This window comes from Barnesiella sp. An22 (assembly GCF_002159975.1).
GTDB lineage: Bacteria > Bacteroidota > Bacteroidia > Bacteroidales > Barnesiellaceae > Barnesiella > Barnesiella merdigallinarum.
In genome coordinates this window covers 95,255-120,026 of record NZ_NFJR01000005.1, presented here as the reverse complement: position 1 = coordinate 120,026, position 24,772 = coordinate 95,255, and the positions used below count along the sequence as shown (strand labels likewise).

The window sequence follows — 24,772 nt, the reverse complement described above, 5'->3', positions numbered from 1 at the left end:
TACCAGAATAGGACAGAAGTTCGGTTTCTGTTTTCTCCCCGATTTGTTATCTTTGCTGTTACATAGTTGAAGCCATGAAAGTAAAGATAGAGGAGAGTTGGCGACGTCGATTGCAAGAAGAATTTGACAAACCCTATTTCGAGCAGTTGGTCGCCTTTGTGCGGAGCGAGTATGCTCGGGTGCAGGTATTGCCGCCGGGGCATCAGATTTTTCAGGTATTCAATGCCTGCCCTTTCGAGTCCGTGAAAGTCGTTATTCTGGGGCAAGATCCCTATCCCAATCCCGGGCAATATTACGGAGTTTGTTTTTCGGTTCCCGAAGGTGTGGCGATTCCCGGTTCGCTCTGCAATATCTTCCGGGAAATCGAGAGCGACATAGGCAACCCCATGCCGGTATCGGGCAATCTGGACCGCTGGGTACGGCAGGGCGTATTCCCGATGAACTCGGTACTCACGGTGCGGGCACACGAAACCGGTTCGCACCGAAACCGGGGGTGGGAGACTTTTACCGATGCCGTAATCCGCAAATTGAGCGACGAACGGGAGCATCTGGTCTTTATGCTGTGGGGCAGCTATGCTCGGGCCAAGGCTTCGCTTATCGATACTAGCAAGCACCTGGTGCTCGAGGCGGCACACCCTTCACCCCGTTCGGCCGACCATGGCTTTTTCGGTTGTAGGCACTTCGGTCGTGCCAATGCCTATTTGCAGAGCCAGGGTATCGCCCCTATCGACTGGTAGTTTTTTTGTAACAAAGGCGGAAACAACAGATCGATGTTCCCGCCTTTTCTATGAAAAGAGTTGATTTAGAGAGCTACTTTATAAGATTTGTTCACTCCTTCTATTTGTACGATGTATATGCCGTGGGCGAAGCCGCTTGTTTCGATAACAGCCGATTGGTCGCCGGCAGTAGTCTGGACGCACAGAATGCCTTGGCTGGAGTAGAGAGCTACTCGAGTACCGTTCGGTATGCCCGTGATATGAAGAGATTTACTTTGCCGGATGATGGAAACCGACGAAGCGATTTGCTCGATTGAAGATACAGGCGACAGGTCTACAGCGAGAGGTTCGGAAAAGTCGGTCTCCATGAAGGAGTGAGCTTTTACACGTGCGGTATAGACCTTTTGGTCGAGGTTCGTAAAACTGGCTCTCGGCTCAGTGAGGTTTGTACGGCTCTCGACGGTCTGGTCGCCGTCGAGCAATTCTACACTCCAGGTATTACCTTCGGTCCCGTCCCATAAGAGGTCGAACGAGTGGTCGGCTTTATTTTCTATCCGTAAGTTGGCAGGAGTTGCGGCAACCGTTTCCCAACTGTAATCGGTATCTATGGTTCCCATGCACCAGGCCTGGTTGCCTTCGGGGTCGGCCAGGTTGACCGTATGGTCTCCACTGCCTTCGGCAAAATTGAAGTTTTTAATTAGTCCTTCGGTCGAAGGGTCTATCTGTTTTTGATAGTTGTCTTTGATTTCATCTGGTGTGCGGGCTACGCTCCACAGTCTGAAATCGGCCATCTTGCAGATGCAGGGATTTCCCCAAGGGGCACGACCCAAGTATAGCGGATAGCCGTCGGCGGCTGTGTCGTAACCGGCGATATTGCTTTGTGAGCCGACAACCTCGCCGTTGACATAAACAATGATTTGACTGCCGTCGGCCACGCAGGCTATATGGGCCCAATTCCCTTTCCACGAAGTAGGGTCGATCCATAGCGACTCGCCGTCGAGCTGGAATTTGAACCATCCGTCAAATCCCAATACAAAACCTTTGTCGTTGTGCATGTTACTGGCAAAGAACCCCGTATTGTCGTCGATATAAAGCCAGGTTTCTATGGTTATTTGATTGGATCCGATAGTGGTCTCCAGCGCATTGAGGCCGGCTGCCGAAGTCTTTAACGAAATAGATCCGATGTCGGCATGAGCAGACAGAATGGTAAGGATACAGGCTGTCGCAAGTGTCGCAACTTTTGATAATGTGTTTGTTTTCATAGATGTAAAATTTAATATTAGACAAGTTATTGGCAGAGAATTTCCAATACGGATTCTCGGAATTTTTCTATCTCGTGGCTGTTTTGCGTGAATTCATTCGGATTGCTGTAGATGGACTGAACGAGCGTTTCGCTTTTGGCGCGTCCGATTTTCTTCTCGAGAAGAGCCAGATATTCGTAATCCTCCATACTGTCTCTCCAACGCTCCATGCGAATCGATACGACAGGATGCTCGCAATGGAAATACCGGCCGGGATAGATGAGAATGCCGTCGCCCTCGGGTAGGTCTTTGCGGAAGGCTAGGGTATCGGTTTCGGCATAGGCATTGACTGCCCAGTAGAGAAATCCGGTCGTACGCTCTTTCCAACTGCGCCACAGCACGGCCCGGTGTTGGTATCCCGTCATCGAGAGCAGCAGGTTGGGCTGGTTTTCGCCAGGCCCCATGCACACATAGGTCCACCACTCTTCGTTTTCCTTGAGCAGAGAGCGGCACGTATCGGCATTGGCTTCGTTCCCTTGCAATGCCCAGGCACTCATGGCAAATATCTGGGTGTCGCCTTGCCACAAGTCGAAGACCGAAAAAAGTTTATCTTTATAGGGCCCGTCTTTCGGGCCGCAATAGAAGGTGGTGAGCACTTTGGCTTCAGGCTTGAGCGAGTGTATCTCCCGGGCATATTGGCCGATGAGTCGGTATTCGTTCATGTATGCCGGTTCGTCCCACAGGTAGAAATATGCCCGGTCGAGCAAGTGGTGCTTTTCGAGCGATTGCAGCATGCCGTCCAGTTCGTCGTGCGAGAGCGAGTGATAGGGAATGGCAAAACGGTTAAAACGGGGATCGGCAAGAAATGCCAGAGTGCGGGAATCGTCCCATTTCCAGGGCGACGACGAAGCCTCGTGTCGCATGCTGTTGGCCAACCAGGTCGAGAAATAGGGATTCATGCGGTAGTCCAGACACAGTTCAGCCCATTCCAGCTTGTTTTTTAAAGTCTGTTCTTCGGATGTCGAGTCGATGAGGTTTTTCTCGATAATACCGAATGTAGCCGGGATCGATGGGGTAGTGGGCAGAGTGACATCGTATACATGCAGGTCGAGCTTTATTTTCTGTTGTTTTCCATTCCCGGCAATAATCAGTTGCTCATTGTATTTCCCGGGTACCGTTTTATCGGTCGTGCGGTAGGTAATCCACAGTTTGGCAATGGTATCGGTCAGTAGTATTTTGTCATCTTCGACCGGTACCAGCGCATCGTCGAATCCGTATACGGGAGTAATCTGTCGGCATGAGTATTGAATACCGTTGTCTTTGGTTGTCCGGTGTATGGTATAAGTCTCACCGATTTGGCCCTTGAAAACGAGTTGAATGTGTTCGGCTTCGTTTCGGGCAAGCATGAGAGCGGCTGAATTGTGGGGCTGGAGTTCGTGAAAGTCGGATGCTTTGTCGACCGAAGGTACCAGATAGCATTCGATTGATTGCTGACATGACCCCAATAAGAGGATACCGCCTGTCAGAAGCAGGTGTTTGAGAAAGGTAGATTGCATAGTAGTGTCTTGTTTTATTCGGAGATGCCTTCAATTAAATTTTTTCGCAGGGCCAAAGCATATTTGCTTTGACTGGTGTAGTTGGTCGGACCTTTGTATACGTTGTTCAAAAGCGAGAGTGTGGCTTCGCGTCCCACTTTCTTCTCGTACATCATCAGCATGTCGTACTCTTCGGCACCGTCGCGCCACCGTTCCAGCCTGATCGAGGTGCATAGCTTGTCCGAGTCGAACGATTCGCCCGGGTAGATGAGTACGCCGTCTCCTTCTGGCAAATCGGAACGAGGCCGTAGCGGATAGACACTGGCAAAACCGTTGACAACCCAGTACAGGAATCCCGAAGTTTGTTCCTTGTAGCAACGCCACATGGTGGCCCGGTTTTCAATGGCGGTGGAGTTGGACGCAAGACCGGGGGTGATTGACATGCACACATAGCTCCACCACTCCTGGTCCGGGCGTAGTTTGTCTTTGCACCGGTCGGCCCAGGTTTCGCTGCCCTGCAAGGCCCATACACTGGTGCAGAAGAGCGAGGTGGCTCCGTTCAGCAGATCGAACGTGGCCAACAAATCGTCTTTATACTCTCCATCGGTCGGGCCGCAATAGAAGGTGGTGAGCACTTTGGCTTCGGGGGCATATTGGTGAATGCGGTCGGCCATGCTCCTGATCTCTTCATACTCGGCTGTTTTGGTCGGCTCGTCCCATAGATAGAAGTAGGCTTTTTCGAGGAGCCCGTTTTCGCGAGCCTTGTTTAGCATGGCTTGTAATTCTTCGTCCGAAAGGCCATGAGAGGGGAGAGCAATGCGGTTGAACCGTTTGTCGGCCAGGTAGCTCCACGTACGGTCGTCGTTCCAGTCGTAGGGCGATGAGAAGCACTCGGTCTTCATCGTACCGCTCAGCCAGGTGGAGAAGTAGGGCGAAATTCGATATTCGAGCAACAGGTCCGAAGCCTCTTTTCTCTTCTCGATTTTTCCCTCTTCAGACAACCCCGAGAAAATAAAGTTCTGGGGGTTAATGCCAAATACCGAAGCGATAGAGGGGGTCTCGGGCAGCGAAGCATCGACTACATTGAGCGATATGGCCACGGCATACTCCTGGCTGCCCTCTTTGAAACGAATGACCTCTTTGTATCGTTTGGTCTCGGCATTGGGCTTTATCTTGAACGTAAGCCAGGCCCGCACGATTTTACCTTCGGGTTCTATCTCGTTGTCGCAGGGGACCAGCACATCGTATTTCCCGTTGAAGGAGGCAACTTTGCGGCACTGAAATTCGATAGCATCGGCATCGCCGCTACGCTCTATGGTCAGGCTCTTTTTGGAGTCGGTTTGTATGACGAGCTGTACACTCTCGTATTCGTTGCGCACCACATCCATGTCGTATCGGTTTTCGGGGGTTGTGGTGGTGTAGTTTTCCATGTTGTCGAGGCTGTTGAACAGCCACGTATTGGTTGCGATTGCCGGTATATCGTCGCCCGAGTTGCCCGGTGTTTCCGGTTCTTTGTCTTTGCAGGCGGTCGATAGAAGGGTAATCAGGAGGATAATATACAGTAAATGTGATGATTTCATAAATATTCTATTTGGTCAGTTTCATAAGTTTTACGCCATGAGCCGGGATATTGAACGTAACGGCATTGTTATGTATCTCTACCGGTATGTTTTTCCACAGGTCGGTGATGTGTCCGTCGCCTATGTAGTTGATGGCCTGTAGCGGGAAAGTGTAGTCTTCTATCGCCGTATCGGTTGTGTTGAATACCGCTATGTAATGGGCCGTTTCATCTTCGCTTTGAGCATACCAGGCGATTATCCCGTCAGTCTCGAACAATTCACGGTTCCCCTTTGAGCGTTGGTTGATGTCGATTACTTCCTGGTTGGTGATAAGGCTCAGCGTGAAGTCGTCGATTTCGGGCAGGTTGCATCCCACCATCAGAGGAGAGCGGAACATGGCCCACAAGGTAAACATGGTGTATTGCTCGTCGGGTGTGAAGTGGCTCATGCGTGGAGCACCTCGCATGGCTCGTTGGGCCATCGGACCGACAGGGAGCATGTCGGCATCGGGCCAGTGACCTTTGACAATATACTTTTGCCACTTGCGGCAGAGGGGGAATTGGGCTTTCAATGCTTCCCAGTTGTCCCAGAAATCCTCGGATATGCGCCAGAGTTGTGCCACGCTTTGCAGATGCCTTACGTTTTCGACAGGAGCCGGACCGGGAGAGAGACTCAGGACAATCGGGCGTTTTACCTTTCGGGCAGCTTGGGCAATGGCATCTATTTCGTCGCAAGCATAGACGGGCGACAGCAGATCGTCGGCTTTGACATAATCGATGCCCCACGATTCATAGAGTTCGAAAATCGAGTTGTAATACTCCTGAGCTCCGGGTTTGCTCATGTCTATCCCGTAGAAACCGAAATACCATTTGCACTGCGAGTCGATGTTGGCGATGTCGCGGGCCTTGTACGAAGTCCCTTTGATGGGCGTGTTGGCCTCGACTGCCTGAATGGGGATACCCCGCATGATGTGGATACCCAGTTTCAGCCCTTTGCCGTGCAGATAGTCGGCTATGGGTTTCAACCCTTCGCCGTTTCGGGATGAGGGGAATTTCTCGGGATCGACGATGAGCCGTCCGAATGAATCGATAAGCTGGTGTGGAGCCTTCGATTCGTAATCTTCCAGAGTCAGCATGCCGGGGGCATACCAACCGGCATCAATTACGATATATTCCCAGCCGAGTGGCTTCAAGTGTTCGGCCATGAAGTCGGCGTTGGCTTTGACCTCATTTTCGGTGACCGAGGTCCCGAAACAGATCCAACTGTTCCATCCCATCGGCGGCCGTTCGGCCAGTATGGGCGAGGTCTCGGGCTGTTTGGTCTGTGGGGTGTCGGTACAGCCCGTACCCAGTAGAGGTATAAATAGGCATGTGATAGCCAAAGTTTTGATGTTCATGATATTGTTTTCGAGGTTAATGGTAAAGAGTGCCTGTTATTGCCGGAGACCCCGGCAATAACAGGGATAAAAAGTTTAGTCGAGGACACAGCGTACGCAGTATCCACGAGTACGGTCGTAGGGGTAGAGGGCTGCCCCCGAGTCGTTGCTTGTGAAGCCGTAGGTCACGCCTTGATTGGGGAAGTTGGCGGGATCGGGATTCCACGGATAAACATCACCCTCTTTGGGGGCAGTAGCTGTCCAGTAGTAAGATGTGGCGAAAGCCTCGATAATATCGTTCTCGGGAATGCTCCAGATGTAGCCGGTCCCGGCCAGATTGAATCCGATGGAATTGAGTCCAACATCGCCGGCATTGGGATCCCAATAGTTTTTCTCTTTGAGTATGGTTCCCGGCATGGTGGGGTCGCCACAAGCGTTGATGAGGAAATCCCATTCGGCTTTGGTCGGGATGTGCCAACCTTTGGGAGCCAGACCTTGAATCTTTTCGCCCTCTTCGGCACCACGAGTCCCGCGCATGGTAGCTGTCCACGTGTAGTATCCGCCGAAGATTCTGGTCCACGATTCGTCTTCACCTTCTTGCGGAGTGTAGAACTTCACGTCGTTCTCGGTGAGGGGGGTACCATCGGAGTAGGTGGTAGCCCGCAGGTTGTCGGCCAACCATACGGCATAGTCTTCGGTGAGGGGATCGTAAACGCGGCAAACCCGGTATTCCTGGTTGTCACGTGGGTCGATAAACGGTTTGTAGAAGCGGAAGAGTTTCATGCTACGCACTTCGCTGCGCGACAAGGCGCCGTTGTTGTTGCTTTCGATCGCCCAATACAATTCGCCCCGTTTATATTCACCTACACCCAGTTCGGCCAGCAGGTCGTCAAGATCCTGATGGGTGAGGGTATATTCCATTTCGGTTCCCACTTCGATGCGTTTGAGTTCGTTCATCTCTTCGTCGAGGCTGAAAATGAGCGAATACGAAGCACCGGCTTGGTCACCTTCCCATTCGAAGTCGAGTTTCTTGGTAGGGTTCTCATACAGGAGGTCAAACTCTTCCAAGTCGTCGGGTGCATAAAGCACGATGTTGCTTTCTTGATTTTTACCTCCGCCTTCGTCGTCCTTTTCCGAGCAAGAGGTGCCTGCTACGAGCAGGATGGATGCCAGATAAAAAAGTGTCTTTTTCATTGTGTTATGTTTTTAGGGTTGATGAATTATTTGGTTACATGTAAGGTACCTATCTTCAACCAGCCGTTTGTGAACGAACCGTTTTTTACGGCCAGGTTGAGACCCGGTTTTTTCTCTTGAGTGTCGTCGGTGATGGCCACGGCCAAAATGTATTCGCCGGCGGGCAGGGACACGGTTTCGCTTGTCCTGTAGGTCTTGTCCTTTCCCTTGATCCAGGCCGAAGGCTCGGCATTGTCGTCGGTAATCATCTGTTCGATTTCCTGGCTCTCGGGATTGAGCAGGGCAAACGAGACTTTGTACTTATAGTTCCAGCGACGGTTGTTGTTGGGACATACTCCCACACCACTGTTTCGCCAGGTATGCTTTATCGTCAGCGATTGTCCGCTCTGGACCGACGGCTGAAACTCTATCTGTATCGGAGTGAGGCGATAGCCGCCGTAGCTGATAAAATCTTTTACCAACTCCTTGGCATGAGTTACCCATCCGCGGGTTTCGGTGGCTTCTCGCAAATCGAGGGTATTGGCATGGCCGCGGATAGCGTCTTTGTAGGCCTGAGCATAAAAATCGGCCCAAGACTTGAATTTGTCGGCGTACAGAGGGTCGGTGCTCCAAGGCTGATAGCTGTTTGAATTGCCTCCCCAGTAACAACCTTCGGCGATGAAGGCTTTTTGCGGGAATAGCGAATTGATGATTTCGACCTCGGTATCTTGGAACCAGTAGCTGCCGATTCCGTCGCGGCGGGTCAGGAAGTCGTGCTTGTCGATAGCCAGTTGTTTTTCATAGGCAAAGCCTATTTCGGTACCGAAGTTGACCACGAGCAGTACGTTCTTGAAATTCTCGGCATACAGGTCGGTAATCCATTGATACACGCTGTACTTGTTGCTGTTGTTGAGATATTGCACATGATGGCCTTCGCCCCACCAGCCCAGGTTGTAGGCGTCGATGAAGTCTACTCGTGCGGGGTCGTCGAACTCCTGGGCAAAGGCCCGGATAAAGTTACCGAACTTCTCCTGGAATACAGGGTCATCGGCATAGGGGGTCCAGTTGTTGTTCTCGTCGGCCGGATCCCACAACCGATGCACCGCATACCCCTGAGCTCCTGCTTCTCTTACAAAGTCGGGGGTACCGTTGTAGATATTGTCTTGCCCGTCGACATAGACTCGGAAGGCCAGTTTCAGCCCCCGGTCGAGAGCCCCTTGAATGAGGGCCTTGAAATTTTCGTCGTGCTCCCAGGCATATTTTCCCTCTTCGGGTTCGAGTTCCGACCATCGGGAGCGCCAGTAAAAAATCGAGGCATACTTTTCGGCGGCTGCATCTTGTTGCGACCAGTAGGTTTTGGCGTTGGATACGTAGTCGTTGGCATCGTCGTAGAGAGTCCAACCCGAGGCCGGATTCCGTATGAGCGAGGTCAAATCGGGGTCGAAAGAGACCGTTTGGTCTCCCGACTGTATTCCATCGTTGTCTTTGTCGGTGCATGCGACAAAAAGAGCGAGGGCGACGGGCAGTATCCAAGTGAGGTTTTTGTAGTGTGACATAGTTAGAAACCTTCGTTGTTTTTAAGATTAGGATTTTCGTAGATAACCGATTGAGGTATCGCATACAGAATGTGTTTGGGTTCGGCCATGAGTTTGCCGCGGGCGTGAGCGTTGGAAATGAGTTCGCCATGGCGAATCAGATCGGGACGACGCATGCCTTCCCAGCAGAACTCCCAACCCCTCTCTTTCAAGAGATGGCTGCGGAACGCATCTCTGTCGGTAATGTCGTTTATCTCTTTTTCGTATTTGCTCCCTTCGTAGTTGTCGAATGCCCGGCTCCTGATTTGGTGTACCAGGTCTTTGGCCTCCTGCGTGGGGCCGTGAAGCTCGTTCAAGGCTTCGGCCCGGGCCAGAATCACCTCGGCGTAGCGGTTTATTACATATTCGCTGGCATCCCATTGTCCGGTCGTATTGGGGTTTTCTTGATACTTCATGGGGATGGCTCCCGGTTTGCCGGTGTATTCGGTACGGCGGTCGACCATCTTTTTGCCGTTCCAGTAGGTTGCCAGTAGGGCATTACGGCGTTTGTCGTTGGGGTCGTAGGTGTCGTAGAAATCCCAAGGTACGAGGAATCCGCCCCATTTGGTCAGAGAGATGCCGTTCCGCGATACATAATCGGCGGGCAGGGCATGAGCCAGGAAGCAGTTGCCCAATCCGCCTTGCGGGAAATTGGGAATCGGGAAAATGACCTCTTTGTTTTGTTGGTTCGACGGCGACCATATCGACATGTAGTCTTTCTGCAACATGTATTCGCCGTCGTTGATTATTACGTTGGTAATCGAGTCGACCCGGCTCCACCACATCATGGCCTTGCCTTCGTTGTTGCGGTAATGACGCTCTTGACCGGCTTCGTGCATGTACAGTTTCAGCATGTACATTTGGGCAATGCCTTTGGTCATGCGGCCGTAGTCGCTGGCACTCAGTTCGCTGGCGGTCTGCAGGTTCTCTTCGGCGGTCTTCAGTTCGGTATCGATGAAGTTGACATACCACTCGACCGAGGGTCGCTCGGGCATATAGTCCTGTGCCCTTTCGGGATCGAGCGCAATATCGGGGTCGGTAATCAGGGGAACGGTGCCGTACAAATCGTAGAGGTCGTATGCCCACATGGCCCGGAGGCAACGTACTTCGGCCATGTAACGGCGTTTTACCGGTGCCGAAATCGAGATGGGGCGCATGCGTTCGAGCAGGGCGGTTGCTTTGGTGACAGCCGGAACCATGCCTAAGTAGAATGCACTGAGGTCGGTCGTCTCGGCAGTCCACAGAAAGTCGAGCTGTTTGTCCCAAACCCAGTTGCAGTCGCACTCGTCAGTACATCCTACTTGCATGGTCAGTAGAGATCCCCAAGCGCAGTTATAGCGATCCCAACCGCCACCGCGCAGTTCGTGGTAGATGCCTGTGACAGCAGCTTTTACATCGCTTTCGGTTGTCATTACGTTATCGGCGCTGAGTTGGTCGAAAGTTTCGTTCTCCAGTGAGCACGAACAAGTTGCTATGAGCAGCAACGATGAGAAAAATATATTCCTGGTTTTCATGATTCAAATAGTATTAAAAGGTTATGTCAACACCAAAAGAGTAGGTTCGTTGGTTGGGATACCCGGCTTTGAAATCGGTTTCGGGGTCGTTGCCCGAATAAGGTGTGATGACAAAGGGGTTGGATATGTCGGCAAAGATTCGTGCGCGGGAGAATACCTTGTGTATCCATTTCGAGGGGAGGGTGTATCCCAGCGTGATGTTCTTGCAGCGGATAAACCAGGCATCTTCCCACAGGTAATCCGAGGGTTGAGGATATTGGCTTACGAATCCCGAAGGGTATTTGCTGTGCGGGTTTTCGCTCGACCAGCGTTCCGAAATCTCTTTCATCATGTTTTGCCCGTTCAGGATGAAGCGGATATTGGGAATCGAGAATTTTCCGCGGGTGGCGTTGTTGACGATACGGTCGAACATGCCATAGAAGAAAATATTCAAGTCGAAACCCTTGTATTCGAAGGTATTGCCGAATCCAATCGAGAAGCCCGGGTCGTAGGTGCCCAGCAGCACGATGTCGGCTTCGTCGATAATACCGTCGGGCCCTCCGGTGTATTGTACGTTACCGTTTGCATCGGGAATCAGATTTCCGAACTCGTCGCGCAGATAACCGTTCACATCTTTGATCTTGTACTCGCCGGGCAGGAGGTTCGGCATGGAGGCAGGGGCGGCCTCGTCGATACCCAGCACACCGTCGGAGAGGTAGCCATAATGAGCCCGTATGGGGTCGTCGGCTTTTTGCCAGGGACTCAGTTCGTCTTCGGGATTTCGTTCTTTCCACCTATCGACATAGCGCGTGAAGTTAAACTCGGTATCCCATTTGAACTCGCCGGTGAAGTTGCGGCTCTTCAACGAAATTTCTATACCGGTACTTTGCGTCTTGCCGATATTGGCGGCTACGGTCGATACCTCCATAAACGATTTCAGGGTACGGTATCCCAAAAGGTCTTTTACCTCTTTCTTGAAGAACTCGAAAGTTCCGCTCAACCGTTGGTCGAAGAAGCCGAAATCCAAACCGAGGTTAAACTCGGTTGTCGTTTCCCATTTCAAGTCGGGATTGGCTATTTGCGACTTGGCCGTACCTGTGCTTACCGAGTTGCCGAAGACATATTGTTGCCAGGCTGCCGTATAGTATTCAAAGGCATTGTTGCCTATTTCGCTGTTACCGGTTTGCCCTAAGCTCAATCGCAATTTCAGGTCCGAGAGGAAGGTGACATCTTTCAGAAAATCTTCCTGCTTGATACGCCAGGCAACTGCCCCCGATGGGAATATACCATATCGGTTATTGGCACCGAAACGATTCGAACCGTCGACACGGGCCGTGAGGGTGAACAGGTATTTGTCGAACAAGTTGTAGTTGATACGTCCGAAGTAGGAGATGAACATGGTCTTCGACTTGTTGGAGGCAACCGTGGGACGAGCTGCTTCGCCCGAGGCCAGGGAGTTGTATTTGAATATGTCGGTGAAGAATTGCGAGTTGGCTGCCGAGAATCCTTCGTTGGTAAAGTCCTGATAAGAGTAGCCGGCCAGGATATTGAATTTGTGAGCCTTGGCTATCGAGAAATCGTAGTTGACCGTGGCTTCGAGCAATCGGTCGAATTGTTGAGCCATACTTTTGCTGGCTTTGCCTCCCTCTTGTTTCCCATACAGGGTAGTCGTGGGGATATAGGAGTTGCGCACACCGGTTTGGTCGTCGAATCCGATATTGACTTTGGCCACCAGCCCTTTGATGATTTCGGCCTGGAGATAGGCATTTACCAGTAAGCGTTTGGTTTGAGTGTAGTCGTCGATTTCGAGCATGGAGACGGGGTTGGGTACGGTTGTCATGCGCTCGCTTTGGGCATAGCTCCCGTCTTTGTTGTATACCGGAGTCGTGGGGTCGTACGACATGGCCGAGTTGATGAGGCCCGAGTTTTCGAAATCTTCGGTCCCCAGAGGTACGTTGGTCGATTTGATGTAACTCTGTGTGGCGTTGACACCGTATTTGAAGATTTTGTTGATTTGGTGTTCTACATTCAGACGGCCGGTATAGCGGGTGAAATCGCTGTTGCGTACCACACCGTTTTGGTCGAAGAAGTTGAACGAAGCCATGTATCTCAGGTTGGAGGTTCCGCCCGATACCGAGAGGTTGTGCTGATGGATCATTCCTTCGCGGGTGATGAGGTCGTACCAGTCGGTACCCTCACCGGCGTTGCGAATGGCAGAGTCGGTATAGGGATAGACAATGGGGTCTGTGATGGTCGAAGGGTCGGTATTCCCATAGGGATATATGCGGTTGTTGTAGAGCCATTGCTCTTTGGCAAACTTGTTGGCCTCGGTCATAAATTCCTGGGCATTCATCATTTCGGTCTTGTTGGCAATTTGCTGAACGCCGTAATTGGCACTGTAATTGACTACCGGTTTACCTTCTCGCCCTTTCTTGGTCGTGATGATAATGACACCGTTGGCAGCTCGTGCTCCATAGATAGCCGTCGAAGAGGCATCTTTCAGAATTTCGATAGACTCGATGTCGTTGGGGTTGATCGAGTTCAGCGGGTTACGCGAACCGAAGTCGGTATATCGGTTATCGGCCGCCGGTTCCACCTGAGAGCCGCCGATGGGAAATCCGTCGATAATGTACAGCGGCTCGTTGCCGGCACCGGTAGAGGCTTCGCCACGTATCCGCAGAGTTACGCCGCCTCCCGGTTGGGCGCTGTTTTGGACCGAAGTGATACCGGCGGCTCTACCCGAGAGCATGTGCGAAATCGAAGTGTTTGCCGACATGGGCAGGTCTTCGGTTTTTACGGTAGAGACAGCGCCGGTCAGGTCGCTCTTTTTCATACTGCCGTATCCGATGACTACTACCTCGTCGAGGTCGTTTATCTTTTCTTGCAGCGTGGCGTTGAGAATATCGCTTTTCCCGACTTTCAGTTCTTGCGTGTCGTAGCCGATATACGAGAATTGCAAAATCGATTTGTCGGGTACGCTCAACGAGTAGTATCCGTCGATATTGGTCATGGTACCTTTCTCGTTGGAACCTTTGGCGATAATGCTTACGCCGATAAGCGGTTCGCCCTGACGGTCGGTTACCCGTCCCGATATTTTCCGATTCTCGGTAGCGGTTTGCGATGCTTTCGTATCTCTATCCGATCCTTTGATGATTCGGACCATTTTGCCGTCGATTTCAAAAGATACGGGTTGTCCTTGAAATATGGTACTTAATACTTTTTCGATAGGTTGATTTTGGAGATTGGCATTTACTTTTTTCTGCAAGTTCACATCGTTTGTCTTGACCGAAAACGAGTAGCCTTCTTGATTGCGAAGAATTTCCAAAGCTCTTTCAACCGTTATGTTCGGGAAGTTGACCGAGATGTTTTGTCCATATCCTGTAAAGACAAAGCACAATAAAAACAGCATAATACATTTTTTACATTTCTTGGATATACCGATGAAATGCGGACTTTTGTGTTTTTCCATGGTAAGTGTGTTAGTTTGTTTGTCAATAAATTTCTATGATTTTACCATCGCGCTTGATTGTCAGGTAGCCGTCCAGGTTCATGGCTTGCAAAATATCGTCGAGTGTCTCGTTGTTGACGAAGGCCATGTGATAAGGAATGTTTTTGAGTGAGTCGTTCTTGATGACAATGTTGACGTTGAAGTTGCGTTCGAGTTGTTTCGCAATATCTGCCAAGGTCTCGTTCTTGAAATAGTATTTTCCGTCTTTCCACGACGAGTAGTCCGACAGGATAAAACGGCTCTTTTCCAGTTCGTGAGTCGTGCGGTTGTATTGTATCTGTTCGCCGGGAACCATGTTGCAGCGGTTTTCTCCGTCGGTTTTCCTAGGATAATAGAAAGCTACCGAACCGTCGAGCAATGTTATGTCTATGCGATTGTCGTTGCTGTACGATTTCAGGTTGAACTGGGTACCGAGTACCTCGATACTGCTTTCGTGTGACTTGATGATAAAGGGCTTTTCTTTGTTCCTGGCTACGGTGAAATGCCCCTCTCCGGTGAAAAATATCTGGCGGGTGTTCCCTATGAATTCTTCGGGATAGATAATCGTACTACCTGCATTTAGCCATACGGTGGTCTTGTCGGGGAGGGTAATCCGCTTGATGTCTCCGTAGGGAGTACTTTTTTCTATCCATACCATATTGGCCTCTTTCTGACTTTGGTAGAAGAGGTACCCCGAAACGAGGATGAGCGGCAGTATGAGAATGGCGGCAATACGTTGAACCCGGAAGAGCAATCGACTGGCCCAACTTTCCGATTCGTTCTCTTCCGGTTCGTTGTCGAGGAGCAGTTGCTCTTTGAACCGGATAAATGCCTGTTCGGTTTCCTCGGGCGATATCGTTGTAGTCTCCTCCAGCTCTTCCCATAAGGAGAATAACAGCTCTCGGGCTTCTTGGCTTTTGCCGTGAGCCAGGAACCATTGTTCTATTTTATGGCCCACTTCGGGGGTGCATCGGTTGAAGAAGTAGCCGGACAGTTCTTGTTGGGTAGGAATAGAGTTTTCCATGGGTTTGATTTTATATGGTTAATACGGATAAGCATAGATGTACACGTAATGGCCGGGTATATTTTTCTTAAAAAATACCGGAAACCGACTCTCGGAATAATTGATTGCGTGTGTTTATTGAATGAAAAACAGGAACAACCAGAAGAGAAAATCACCTAAATTTTTCTTGATGGTAGCCAATGCCAGACCGATGTGTTTTTCGACGGTTCGTTTCGACAGTCCCAGGGCCTGGGCAATCTCTTCGTTGCTGAGAAATTGTTCTCGGCTCATTTTGAAGATAGTCCTGCGCTGGGGAGGCATCTCTTTCAATGTACGGTTGACGATAGCCTTGATTTCCTTGATATTGTACTCCGAGTCTATTTCGTACTGCAGATTGGGAATATTTGACCGTATGTTTTGTTGGTATCCGAGTTGATAGTGTTTCTCACGAAAGAAGTCATATACTTCGTTGTGGACTATGGTGAAGATATAGCTGCTCAGAGAGTATGTCGATTTCAGCTTTTCCCGGTTGGTCCACACTTTCAGAAATACGTTTTGGGCTATCTCCTCGGCTTCGTATGGGTTTTTGATCATGCCCAAGGCGAAACTTTTGACCCGGGGATAGAAGGCTTTGAACAAAATCTCGAAGGCTTTGATTTTCCCAGCTTGAATCTCTTCTATTTGTAGATTGGTAATTTGCATGGAGTAATACTGTCGAGGAGCTGCTTGTTTTTTCGACATCAAATTACGGTAAAAAATGATAGAAAAACAATACTTACGAAATGAAAAGATGAGGCTTCGGCAATCTGTAGAGGATTGTAAGTCTTCCCCGGCAAGTTTCGGGAGAAGTATTTCCTTTTGATAGTGTTGGGACTATCTCTTGCGGGCTATATCGGGGACGGATATAGTCTTTTTTATCACTTTTGAATGGCTCGATGGAATATTCTTGGGTGATATTGTTTTTGCAAAGGGAGTTTCGTTCGTCTGCATTCCATTCGAAAAGGTTGGATAGGGCTATAGTGGCTGGCTGTTTCATGGTATTGTCTTTTGTTTAATACGGACAAGAATGCCGTATTACGTAATCGTGACATGCGATTTTTTCTATTCTGAACAAAATCGGAGAGCCGGTTGTATATAGCCTGTGGCTCTCTGTATTTGGATCGAGGGTGAAAAGTATGTGGCAACGGTATCTATTGTTGGGTTGTAGTCTGTGTGTCGTGGTGTGTGCCTGGTGTGCACAGACCTATTCGGTAAAGGGTCGAGTGGTTTCGCGCGAAACGGGTGAGGGGGTACCCTTCGTGAGTGTGGGTATCTGGAACTCCTCGCGGGGGACGACGACCGACTCGGTGGGCGGCTATCGCATCGGCAATCTGCCGCCGGGGGCTTATCGGGTGCAGGTGTCGTCGGTGGGGTACAAGACCTATGTGTCGCCCGAGTTCCGTATTACTTCGTATGACTATACGCTCGACATCGGGCTGGAGGAGTCGCAGGTGGCACTGGGCGAGGTGAGTGTGGTGGCGGCTCCGTTTCGTAGTTCGGTCGAGAGTCCCATTGCCCGGCGGGTCATCGGGGTGCAGGAGATTGAGAAGAGCCCGGGGGCCAATCGCGACATTTCGAAGGTGGTCAACTCCTTCCCCGGGGTGGCTACGGTGGCGGGGGGTGGCTATCGCAACGACCTGATGATACGGGGCGGCGGCCCGGCCGAAAACAAGTTTTATCTCGACGGGGTGGAGATTCCCAACATCAACCACTTCAGTACGCAGGGGGCTTCGGGCGGACCGGTGGGGATTATCGATGCCGACCTCATTCGCGAGGTCAATTTCTATACGGGGGCTTTCCCGGTGAACCGGGGTAATGCGCTGAGCTCGGTCTTCGACTTCAAGTTGCTCGACGGTACGCCCGACCGTTATACCTTCAAGGGTACGGTGGGGGCGTCGGAGCTGGCGGTGGGCTCGAAGGGGCACATCGGCAGCCGCACTACCTATGTGGTGTCGGTGCGGCAATCTTATCTGCAACTGCTCTTCTCGTTGCTCGACATGCCGTTTTTGCCCCGGTATACCGATGCGCAGTTCAAGATAAAGACCCGTTTCTCGCAGGCGCACGAGCTCACCGTGCTGGGGCTGGGGGCCATTGACGACATGAAGCTGAATACCGAGACCGACCCGGCCGACGAGTCGAAACAGTACCTGCTCAACTACCTGCCGACCATCAAGCAGAACACTTATACGCTGGGGGCAGTCTACAAGCACTATGCGGGAAACCACACTCAGACGGTGGTGTTGAGCCGCAGCTACATGAGCAACAGCAACGTGAAGTATCGCGACAACGACGAGTCGACCGACGAGAACCTGACCTTGCGCCTGAAGTCGGTCGAGACCGAGAACCACCTGCGGCTCGAGAATCGCTCGTTGCTGGGCCCGTTCGACGTGACGGCCGGTCTCAACGCCGACTATGCCGTCTATACCAACCGTACCTTTCAGCGGGCTTTTGCCGAGGTGCCTCGCGAGATTCGCTACTCGACCGACCTGGGGTTGTTCCGCTGGGGGCTTTTTGCCACGGCGGGCTACAAGTCGGCCGGCGAACGGTTCACGGCTTCGCTCGGTTTTCGTCTCGATGCCTGCGACTACTCGTCGCCGATGTCCAATCCGCTCAAACAGTTTTCGCCCCGGCTGGCTCTCTCCTACAATGTGGCGGGTAACATTTACCTGAACGGCAGCATAGGGCGCTACTATCAGTTGCCGGCCTATACGACCATGGGCTATCAGGAGGACGATGTGCTGGTGAACCGCTCGCGGCTCACCTACATCCGTTCCGACCAGGCGGTCGTGGAACTGGAGTATTATATCAACCGGTGGGCCCGCCTTACGGTCGAGGGCTTTTACAAGAAGTATACTCACTCGCCGCTTTCGCTCACCGACAGCATCCCGCTGGCCTGCAAGGGTACCGACTACGGTGTTTCGGGCAACGAGGCGGCCGCCTCGACCGCTCGGGGGCGGGCCTATGGCGTGGAGGTGATGCTTCGCTGGTTGGGGCTGGGACGCTTCACGGCCCTGGCTTCGTACACCTGGTACCGCAGCCAGTTTCAGAATCCCGCTACGGGGCGTTACCTGCCCTCGGCCTGGGACTACCGGCACCTCTTCACGCTATCGGGTACCTATAAACTGCCCAAGAACTGGGATATTGGCATGAAGGTGAGGCTGATGGGCGGGGCTCCCTATACACCTTACGACGAATATGTCTCGTCGCTCATCCCGGCCTGGGATGCCACGGCCCGGCCCTATTACGATTACAGCCGCTACAATACGGGGCGGCTCAAGACCTTCTACGAGGTAGACCTGCGGGTAGACAAGTCGTTCTATTTCAAAGGGGTGATGCTGGGATTCTATATCGATTTGCAGAATGTACTCAACTTCAAGTACGACAATCAGCCGCTCCTGATCAGTACGGGCGAAACCTATGTCGACGACAACGGCACGGAGCGTTACCGCACGAAGTATATCGCCCAGCAGAGCGGAACCATATTGCCTACCTTGGGCATTACGGTGGAGTTCTGACTATTTGCGGGGACGCTTGATGCGGCGGTTTTTGTAGATGGTATCGGTTATCTTCTCGTCGAACGAGATGCCGGCATGCTGCATGAACCGTACCCGGATGGGCAGGTAGTAGAGGGCCTGTTTCACGGAGTCGTCGAGAGCGGCCGAGCGTAATCGGGCGGCATCCTTTTCGGTTGTAACGATGTATTTTTTCGTTCCTTTCATCGACTCGAACCGTTGGGCTATATGAGCCAGGTCGCTGCTCGAGAAGTCGTGGTGGTCGGGGTATTGCAGTTCCTCTTGCGGGGCATGGCATCGAGCCAGATATTGCAGCATGGGCCGCGGGTTGGCTATGCCGGTGAGGACCATCAGTCCGGCCGTAGCGGGCAGATCTTTCAGAGTCAGTTCGCGAGCCGGGGCCTTCTCGGGGAATACCGCCTGCAACTTGCCGTAGTCGAGTGTGGTGAAGTAGAGGTGCTGATAGGGGAAGAGGTGCAGCCACCGCGAGATGATGTTGTATTCGATGGGCTTCATGTCGGCGGGGCATTTGGTCACAATCACGATGTCGGCCCGCGAAAGTTCGTGGCGCGACTCGCGCAGCCGACCGGCCGGCAACAGTTTGTCGAGGTGTAGGGCCCGGTTGTAGTCGGTGAGCACAATCGAGGCCAGCGGCGATACATAGCGGTGCTGGAAAGCATCGTCGAGCAGAATCACGTCGAGGTCGGGTTGCAGCTCTTTCAGTCGCTTGATAGCGCGTCGGCGATTGGCATCGACGGCTACTGCGATGCCGGGGAATTTCCGTTTTATCTGGTAAGGCTCGTCGCCTATTTCGCGGGCGGTCGACGAGGCGTCGGCCAGTACGAAGCCCCGGCTCTTGCGTTTGTAGCCCCGGCTGAGCACGGCCACCCGGTATTTGGGTTGCAGCAACTCGATTAAATATTCGATATGGGGAGTCTTGCCGGTGCCACCCACCGCCAGATTCCCCACGGATATGACAGGAATGTCGAACTCTTCGACCGGGAGAATACCCCAGTCGAAGAGTTTGTTCCTGAGACCGACCCCGAAGCCGTACAACCAGCTGAGCGGGATGAGCCAACGATTTATTTTAATCGATTTGCCATACATGAGAATCGGTATCAATAGAGTTCAATATCTTCCATACGATACTGTATGGGGTCGATATTCTTGCATTGTTCCAGAGCTTGTATATACTTGTAGTTTTCACCCAGGTACGAGGCGGCTATGCGAGTCCGCACGTTGGTGTTGAGTTCCGAGAGCAACTGCTCCATGGCTGTCTTTTGAGCCGGGTAGGCGTTGGTCTTGTATTTGTCGAGGTTGGCCTTTTGGGCAGCCCAGGCAATGGCTGCATCGAGGTCGCCCAACTCGTCGACCAATCCTATCTTGAGGGCCGTCTGTCCGTCCCAAACCCGACCTTCGGCAATCTTCTTGATGGCCTCGAGGCTCATGCCGCGGCCCTCGGCACAACGTGAGGTGAAGAGTTCGTAGCCCCGTTCGATGTAGCGTTGCATCTGGTTGCGCTCGTCGGGGGTCATGGCACGGTTGAAGGCACCGAAGTTGCCGTAGCGGTTGGTCTGCACACCGTCGAAGGTGACACCCAGTTTGCCGGTAACCAGTCCGCCGAAGTTGGGAATCATGCCGTAGATGCCAATCGAGCCGGTGAGGGTCGTGGGGTTGGCAAAGATGCGGTCGGCGTTGCACGAGATGTAGTATCCGCCCGAGGCAGCCAGGTCGCCCATCGATACGACAACCGGTTTGCCGGCAGCCTTGATCTCTTCGATGGCGGCCCATATCTGTTCCGATCCGTAGGCGCTACCGCCCGGCGAGTTCACCCGCAGTACCACGGCTTTTATGTTTTCGTCCTTTTGTATCTTGGTGAGCTCCTCTACCAGTTCATCCGAGTGGATGCCGGTAGTCGGGTCGAGGTCGATACCTCCCTCGGCATAGACGATGGCGATTTCGTCTTTGGCCTTGTTCTTTTTCTGTTTGATTGTGGCTACCTCGTTGGCCGAAGCAAAGATGAGGTCGTCGTCGGCATCTATCCCCACTTTGTTCTTGAGGAAGCTGTCCATCTGGGGGCGATACATGAGGGTGTCGACCAGTCCTTTGGCCACCAGCGTTTTGGCGTCGACCGTAATCAGCAGTGTGTCGGCCAGGTTGTTCAGTTGCTCGACGGTGAGGTTGCGGTCTTTCGACAGGTTCTCGAGCAGGTGGTTCCAGATGGGGGTCATGTAGGCCATGGTCTGCTCGCGGTTGGCGTCGCTCATCTGGGTGTTGATGTAGGGTTCTACGGCCGATTTGTAGGTACCTACTTTCAATACCTGCATCTCAATGCCCAGTTTGTCGTAGAGACCTTTCAGGAACATCACCTGGCTGGCCAGACCTCTGAAGTCGATGGCTCCCACGGGGTTCAGCATCACGCTGTCGGCAGCGGCGCTCAACAGGTATTCGCGTTGCGAGTAGGTGTCGGCATAGGCATAGACAAACTTGCCGCTCTCTTTGAAGTCGACCAGTGCACGGTGTATGCGGTCGAGGGTAGCGATGCCTACGTTCAAGCCGCCGGCATCGATGTAGATACCGTCGATATTCTTGTTCTCCTTGGCCGTTTCGATGGCTTTGAGTATGTTGTCGAGACCGTCGCTCTTCTGTTGGTTGCCCAGCAAGAGACCCATGATGTCTTCCTGGCTGCGTTCGGTCACGCTCCCCAGGTCGAGCTTCAGGATGGTATGCGGTTGGGGAGTATATGTCGTTTCGGTCGTAGCCACCATACCGGTGAGTGCTGCAATCGAAAGGAACATCAGCAAGATGCCTGCAATCAATACGCCCAGCACACAGGCGAAGGTTGTAGTGAAAAATTTTTTCATTGTCTTATCGCTTTGTTTAATGTTTTTGTTTCATTCGATTTGACAAAGATAAACTCTTTTTCGGAAGAAAAAGCTCATGAGTCGTTTATCTTCGTCGTTTATTCTATGCAAACATAGATATAAAAATTGAAATTGCAAAGAAAATCAATAAAAAATTATCGTTTTTCGATAAAAATAAATTCTCTTTTTACTCTTCCGGTTGGGTAAAGAATTATTTTTCGGTTCTGTAATGCTTATATATTAGTTTGATAATCAATGTTATGAGCCTGCTTTCTTCCGGCTTATCGCTTGCACAGCAACTTGAAGTCGCAATATTGGCAGTGCGACTCTTCGGTCGTCTGGGTGAAGGGGCGGTCGAGGTTGAAGATTTCGTCGAGGCAGGCCGTGAGGCACCGGTCGAACTCCTCTTCTACGTGAGCGAAGTCGGTGAACAGATCCTTCTCGTAGCGGATGTTCCATTCGAATTTGTCGAACAGGTTGCGTATGATGTAGATGGCCGGGTAGATGGGCGAGGCCGGCCGATAGTTCATCTTGTACAGTTTGCAGTAGAGCAGCACCTGCAGGATGGCTTTGCGGCGTTCGGTGGCCGAGCTGTCGAAGAGCTCTTCGACCGATTTGAAGTCGAGCCGCTCCTTGCCGGTCTTGTAGTCGACGATGCGGATGCGGCCGTTGCACTCGTCCACCCGGTCGATGAACCCCTTCAGTTGCACGGCGCGTTGGCCGCTGATGGGAGCTTCGCCCGTGATGCGCAACTCGGAAGCCCGGTAGACAAACGGGGTGAGCGAGCGGTCCTTCTCGAGGGTCTTGTCGATGAGCTTGAGAATGATTTCGCCCGTGAGGTAGTCGTATCCGGTGAGCGGCCGGGGGTGTTGCGGTGTTTTGTAGTAGTCGCGGGCAAAGCACTCCTCGAGGTAGTGGGTGAGCAGCGGCTTGTCTTTGCGGATGGCGTCGATGTGGTCGGCCGTGACGGTCACCTGCTCGCGGTCGCCCTCGATGCGTTCGTAGATGTGCTGCATCATGCCGTGGTAGATGCTGCCGAAGGTACCGCTGTCGACACTCTCGGCCACCTCGTCGGGACGTTCGAGCCCCTCGATATATTGCAGGTAGAACTGCAAGGGGCAGTTCAGGTAGCGGTTGATGGCACTGGCCGAGAGGGCACTGTCGCCGCCCGATAGGAAGGCCGCCAGCTTGCGGTCGATGCCGAAGCGGTGCTTGTCGACCGTGATGGTCGTGGGCGAGAAGGTGGCGATGTCGCAGTTGATCTGAATCTCCTGGATGGGCAGGCGATAGTGGTATTTCAGCTGATAGACATAGCGGCTCACCTCGCCGCTCTTGAGGCCGTCGGTACGGCTGTCGTAGAGCAGGAATACCCGTTTGGCCCGGCTTATCATGCGGTAGAAGTAGTAGGCATAGATACTGTCCTGATGCTCGGTGGTTGCCATGCCGAATCCCCGCCGCAGGTTATAGGGGATGAAAGAGGGGGCCACCTTTTTTACAGGGAAGATGCCTTCGTTCATCGACAGGATGATGAGGTTCTCGAAGTCGAGAGCCCGTGTCTCGAGCACACCCATCACCTGCAATCCCGAGAGCGGTTCGCCCCGGAAGGGAATCGAAATCGAGGCCGCCATCTTGCCCAGCAGGCGGAAGAAGGTGTCGACCCCCATGGCGATACGTTGCTCGGTCATCACGTCGCGCAACCGCTTGATGGTGATGTAGTAGTGATACATGAACTCCCGCTCCACGGCCGAGAATCCTACGGGCGAGTTCTCCTCGTCGGTCGCCTCGGCCGGTTCGTCGGCAGCGGTATCCTGTTGCAGATATTCGAGCAGGCGGGTCAGGTAGTCGGCTGCCTCGTCGGCCGTAGCCGGGATGCGGAACAGCAGCTCGACCAGCGGGTGACGGCCCAGCTCGCCGGGCGAAACGAAAGCCCGGTTGTTGCCGTTGATGAAGGCGGTGATGCGTTGCCCTTCGTCGCCCAGACGGGCGGCGATGAAGCGGTGTCCCAGCAGTTGCTTCACGTCGATGTGGTAGAAACGCGGTTCGCCCTTCGAGAAGCGCACGTGCCGCTGCATCTGGAATATCGAATCCATGAGAGCCGCCACGGTCGTGTGTTGCAACGTGTATCCCATGGTGATGTTGACCGTCGAGATTTCGGGCGGTATGGAGTAGAGCATGGGGAGCAGCAACTCCTCGTCGGGGAGGACGATGGCCGTGTCGATGGCCCGCTCGGGCGACAGCTGCTTTTCGTCGATGAGCCGTTGCAGAATGTCGGTCGCCTGCTTGGCTTGCCCCACGGCCGACGGCACCGAGATGAGCTCGATGCGGGGCACCTGCTCGATGCGTTCGTCGAGGTCGATTTTCGAGGGAAATCGCCGTTTGTTGTCGTTGAGGAAGAAAGCCGCCTTGTTGTACGGGTCGTGCAGGGTAGGGGCGTAGTAGTCCCAATAGAAATCGCCCAGCCCCGTGTCGCGCAGGTACTCCATGAATACCCGTTCGGCCTCGGTGATGGCGTTGAATCCCACGAAAACCACCTGCGTATAGGGCAGGTCGAGCGTCTCCTTGCGGCGGCAACGCTCGGCCACGTCGCGGAAAATCATTCCCTCGTAGGCCTTGTTCTGGCTGGCCAGGTCGTCTCGCAGCCGGTTATAGAGGTCGAAAAGAATCTGCCACAACTGGATGAACTGCTGCTTGTTCTCGCTCTCGGTCGAGGGGAAGAAAAGGTGCCCCCAGAAGCGTTTGATGATGGCAATCTGCTCGTCGGTGAGGTAAAACTCGTCGATCTCTTTCAAGTCGTGTATGTTGGTATAGAGCTGTCGGGCATCGACCATGTATTTGTCCACGTCGTCGAAGTCGCCCAGCAGCATGTCGCCCCAAAAGACAAAGTTGTCGAAGGTCTCGTCGCTCTGCCGCAGTTCGATGTACCGTTTGTAGAGCATCACCAGCAGGCTGATGCGGTCGATGGTCGTGTAGGGCGAGAGCTCGGCCATAAGGTCGTTGATGGTCGTTACCCGGGGCGAGAAGAGCGGTTTGCCCGCCACTTCGGCCAGATACTTCTGAAAGAAGATGCCGCTCCGCCGGTTGGGAAAGACGAAGGCCAGTTGCGAAATGTCGTGCCCGTAACGCTCGTAGAAGGATTGGGCTATGCGGTATAGAAAAGGAGTCATAAAGGAAAGTGCGATTTACGCTTACAAGTTTACGGCT

Annotated in this window: 15 protein-coding genes; 2 read left to right on the top strand and 13 right to left on the bottom strand. The window is 52.6% G+C overall.

What is annotated here, in order from left to right:
- Positions 1-74 precede the first annotated feature (74 nt).
- Positions 75-737 carry a uracil-DNA glycosylase gene (gene ung / locus B5F38_RS07035; protein WP_087408580.1) on the top strand — a complete coding sequence of 221 codons (663 nt, stop codon included), beginning with the start codon at positions 75-77 and terminating at the stop codon, positions 735-737.
- Positions 738-802: 65 nt separating this feature from the next.
- On the opposite strand, the gene B5F38_RS07030 is transcribed toward ung, so the two are convergent.
- From B5F38_RS07030 to B5F38_RS06985, 10 genes are all read right to left on the bottom strand, one after another.
- Positions 803-1,978 carry a LamG-like jellyroll fold domain-containing protein gene (locus B5F38_RS07030; protein WP_087408579.1) on the bottom strand — a complete coding sequence of 392 codons (1,176 nt, stop codon included), beginning with the start codon at positions 1,976-1,978 and terminating at the stop codon, positions 803-805.
- Between the two features lie 26 nt (positions 1,979-2,004).
- Positions 2,005-3,513: a DUF4091 domain-containing protein gene (locus B5F38_RS07025; RefSeq protein ID WP_087408578.1), complete on the bottom strand. Its 1,509-nt coding sequence runs from the start codon at positions 3,511-3,513 to the stop codon at positions 2,005-2,007.
- A 14-nt stretch (positions 3,514-3,527) separates the two neighbouring features.
- A complete protein-coding gene (locus B5F38_RS07020; RefSeq protein WP_087408577.1) occupies positions 3,528-5,072 on the bottom strand; it encodes a glycoside hydrolase domain-containing protein in 1,545 nt (514 codons plus the stop codon).
- A 7-nt stretch (positions 5,073-5,079) separates the two neighbouring features.
- Positions 5,080-6,447, bottom strand: coding sequence for a glycoside hydrolase family 27 protein (locus B5F38_RS07015; protein ID WP_087408576.1), 1,368 nt, complete (start codon positions 6,445-6,447; stop codon positions 5,080-5,082).
- 75 nt (positions 6,448-6,522) lie between these two features.
- Positions 6,523-7,620: an FISUMP domain-containing protein gene (locus B5F38_RS07010; protein WP_087408575.1), complete on the bottom strand. Its 1,098-nt coding sequence runs from the start codon at positions 7,618-7,620 to the stop codon at positions 6,523-6,525.
- A gap of 26 nt (positions 7,621-7,646) precedes the next feature.
- Complete coding sequence (locus B5F38_RS07005) at positions 7,647-9,155, bottom strand: DUF4832 domain-containing protein (protein ID WP_158096853.1); 1,509 nt, start codon at positions 9,153-9,155, stop codon at positions 7,647-7,649.
- Positions 9,156-9,157: 2 nt separating this feature from the next.
- Positions 9,158-10,687 (bottom strand): RagB/SusD family nutrient uptake outer membrane protein, encoded by a 1,530-nt coding sequence (locus tag B5F38_RS07000; protein ID WP_087408574.1) that lies wholly within the window; start codon positions 10,685-10,687, stop codon positions 9,158-9,160.
- A gap of 13 nt (positions 10,688-10,700) precedes the next feature.
- Positions 10,701-14,075, bottom strand: a complete 3,375-nt coding sequence (locus tag B5F38_RS06995) for a TonB-dependent receptor (protein ID WP_241147824.1) — start codon at positions 14,073-14,075, stop codon at positions 10,701-10,703.
- Between the two features lie 82 nt (positions 14,076-14,157).
- Complete coding sequence (locus B5F38_RS06990) at positions 14,158-15,177, bottom strand: FecR family protein (RefSeq protein ID WP_087408572.1); 1,020 nt, start codon at positions 15,175-15,177, stop codon at positions 14,158-14,160.
- Positions 15,178-15,291: 114 nt separating this feature from the next.
- Entirely contained in the window at positions 15,292-15,858 is a 567-nt protein-coding gene (locus B5F38_RS06985) for an RNA polymerase sigma-70 factor (protein ID WP_158096852.1), read from the bottom strand.
- A 473-nt stretch (positions 15,859-16,331) separates the two neighbouring features.
- Between B5F38_RS06985 and B5F38_RS06980 the strand changes: the two genes are divergently transcribed.
- Positions 16,332-18,710 (top strand): TonB-dependent receptor, encoded by a 2,379-nt coding sequence (locus B5F38_RS06980; RefSeq protein ID WP_087408570.1) that lies wholly within the window; start codon positions 16,332-16,334, stop codon positions 18,708-18,710.
- On the opposite strand, the gene lpxK is transcribed toward B5F38_RS06980, so the two are convergent.
- From lpxK to B5F38_RS06965, 3 genes are all read right to left on the bottom strand, one after another.
- Complete coding sequence (lpxK, locus tag B5F38_RS06975) at positions 18,711-19,814, bottom strand: tetraacyldisaccharide 4'-kinase (RefSeq protein ID WP_087408569.1); 1,104 nt, start codon at positions 19,812-19,814, stop codon at positions 18,711-18,713. It lies immediately after the preceding gene.
- Positions 19,815-19,825: 11 nt separating this feature from the next.
- Positions 19,826-21,571 carry a signal peptide peptidase SppA gene (gene sppA / locus B5F38_RS06970; RefSeq protein ID WP_087408568.1) on the bottom strand — a complete coding sequence of 582 codons (1,746 nt, stop codon included), beginning with the start codon at positions 21,569-21,571 and terminating at the stop codon, positions 19,826-19,828.
- Between the two features lie 281 nt (positions 21,572-21,852).
- Positions 21,853-24,735 (bottom strand): PD-(D/E)XK nuclease family protein, encoded by a 2,883-nt coding sequence (locus B5F38_RS06965; protein WP_087408567.1) that lies wholly within the window; start codon positions 24,733-24,735, stop codon positions 21,853-21,855.
- Positions 24,736-24,772: the final 37 nt, after the last annotated feature.

What these genes read in the sequence shown, in the direction of transcription:
- B5F38_RS07000 (WP_087408574.1), bottom strand. Translation starts at nt 10,687, where the DNA reads ATGAAAACCAGGAATATATTTTTCTCATCGTTGCTGCTCATAGCAACT.
- B5F38_RS07025 (WP_087408578.1), bottom strand. Translation starts at nt 3,513, where the DNA reads ATGCAATCTACCTTTCTCAAACACCTGCTTCTGACAGGCGGTATCCTC.
- sppA (WP_087408568.1), bottom strand. Translation starts at nt 21,571, where the DNA reads ATGAAAAAATTTTTCACTACAACCTTCGCCTGTGTGCTGGGCGTATTG.
- B5F38_RS07020 (WP_087408577.1), bottom strand. Translation starts at nt 5,072, where the DNA reads ATGAAATCATCACATTTACTGTATATTATCCTCCTGATTACCCTTCTA.
- B5F38_RS07010 (WP_087408575.1), bottom strand. Translation starts at nt 7,620, where the DNA reads ATGAAAAAGACACTTTTTTATCTGGCATCCATCCTGCTCGTAGCAGGC.
- B5F38_RS07030 (WP_087408579.1), bottom strand. Translation starts at nt 1,978, where the DNA reads ATGAAAACAAACACATTATCAAAAGTTGCGACACTTGCGACAGCCTGT.
- B5F38_RS06995 (WP_241147824.1), bottom strand. Translation starts at nt 14,075, where the DNA reads ATGCTGTTTTTATTGTGCTTTGTCTTTACAGGATATGGACAAAACATC.
- ung (WP_087408580.1), top strand. Translation starts at nt 75, where the DNA reads ATGAAAGTAAAGATAGAGGAGAGTTGGCGACGTCGATTGCAAGAAGAA.
- B5F38_RS06985 (WP_158096852.1), bottom strand. Translation starts at nt 15,858, where the DNA reads ATGCAAATTACCAATCTACAAATAGAAGAGATTCAAGCTGGGAAAATC.
- B5F38_RS06990 (WP_087408572.1), bottom strand. Translation starts at nt 15,177, where the DNA reads ATGGAAAACTCTATTCCTACCCAACAAGAACTGTCCGGCTACTTCTTC.
- B5F38_RS06965 (WP_087408567.1), bottom strand. Translation starts at nt 24,735, where the DNA reads ATGACTCCTTTTCTATACCGCATAGCCCAATCCTTCTACGAGCGTTAC.
- B5F38_RS07015 (WP_087408576.1), bottom strand. Translation starts at nt 6,447, where the DNA reads ATGAACATCAAAACTTTGGCTATCACATGCCTATTTATACCTCTACTG.
- B5F38_RS07005 (WP_158096853.1), bottom strand. Translation starts at nt 9,155, where the DNA reads ATGTCACACTACAAAAACCTCACTTGGATACTGCCCGTCGCCCTCGCT.
- B5F38_RS06980 (WP_087408570.1), top strand. Translation starts at nt 16,332, where the DNA reads ATGTGGCAACGGTATCTATTGTTGGGTTGTAGTCTGTGTGTCGTGGTG.
- lpxK (WP_087408569.1), bottom strand. Translation starts at nt 19,814, where the DNA reads ATGTATGGCAAATCGATTAAAATAAATCGTTGGCTCATCCCGCTCAGC.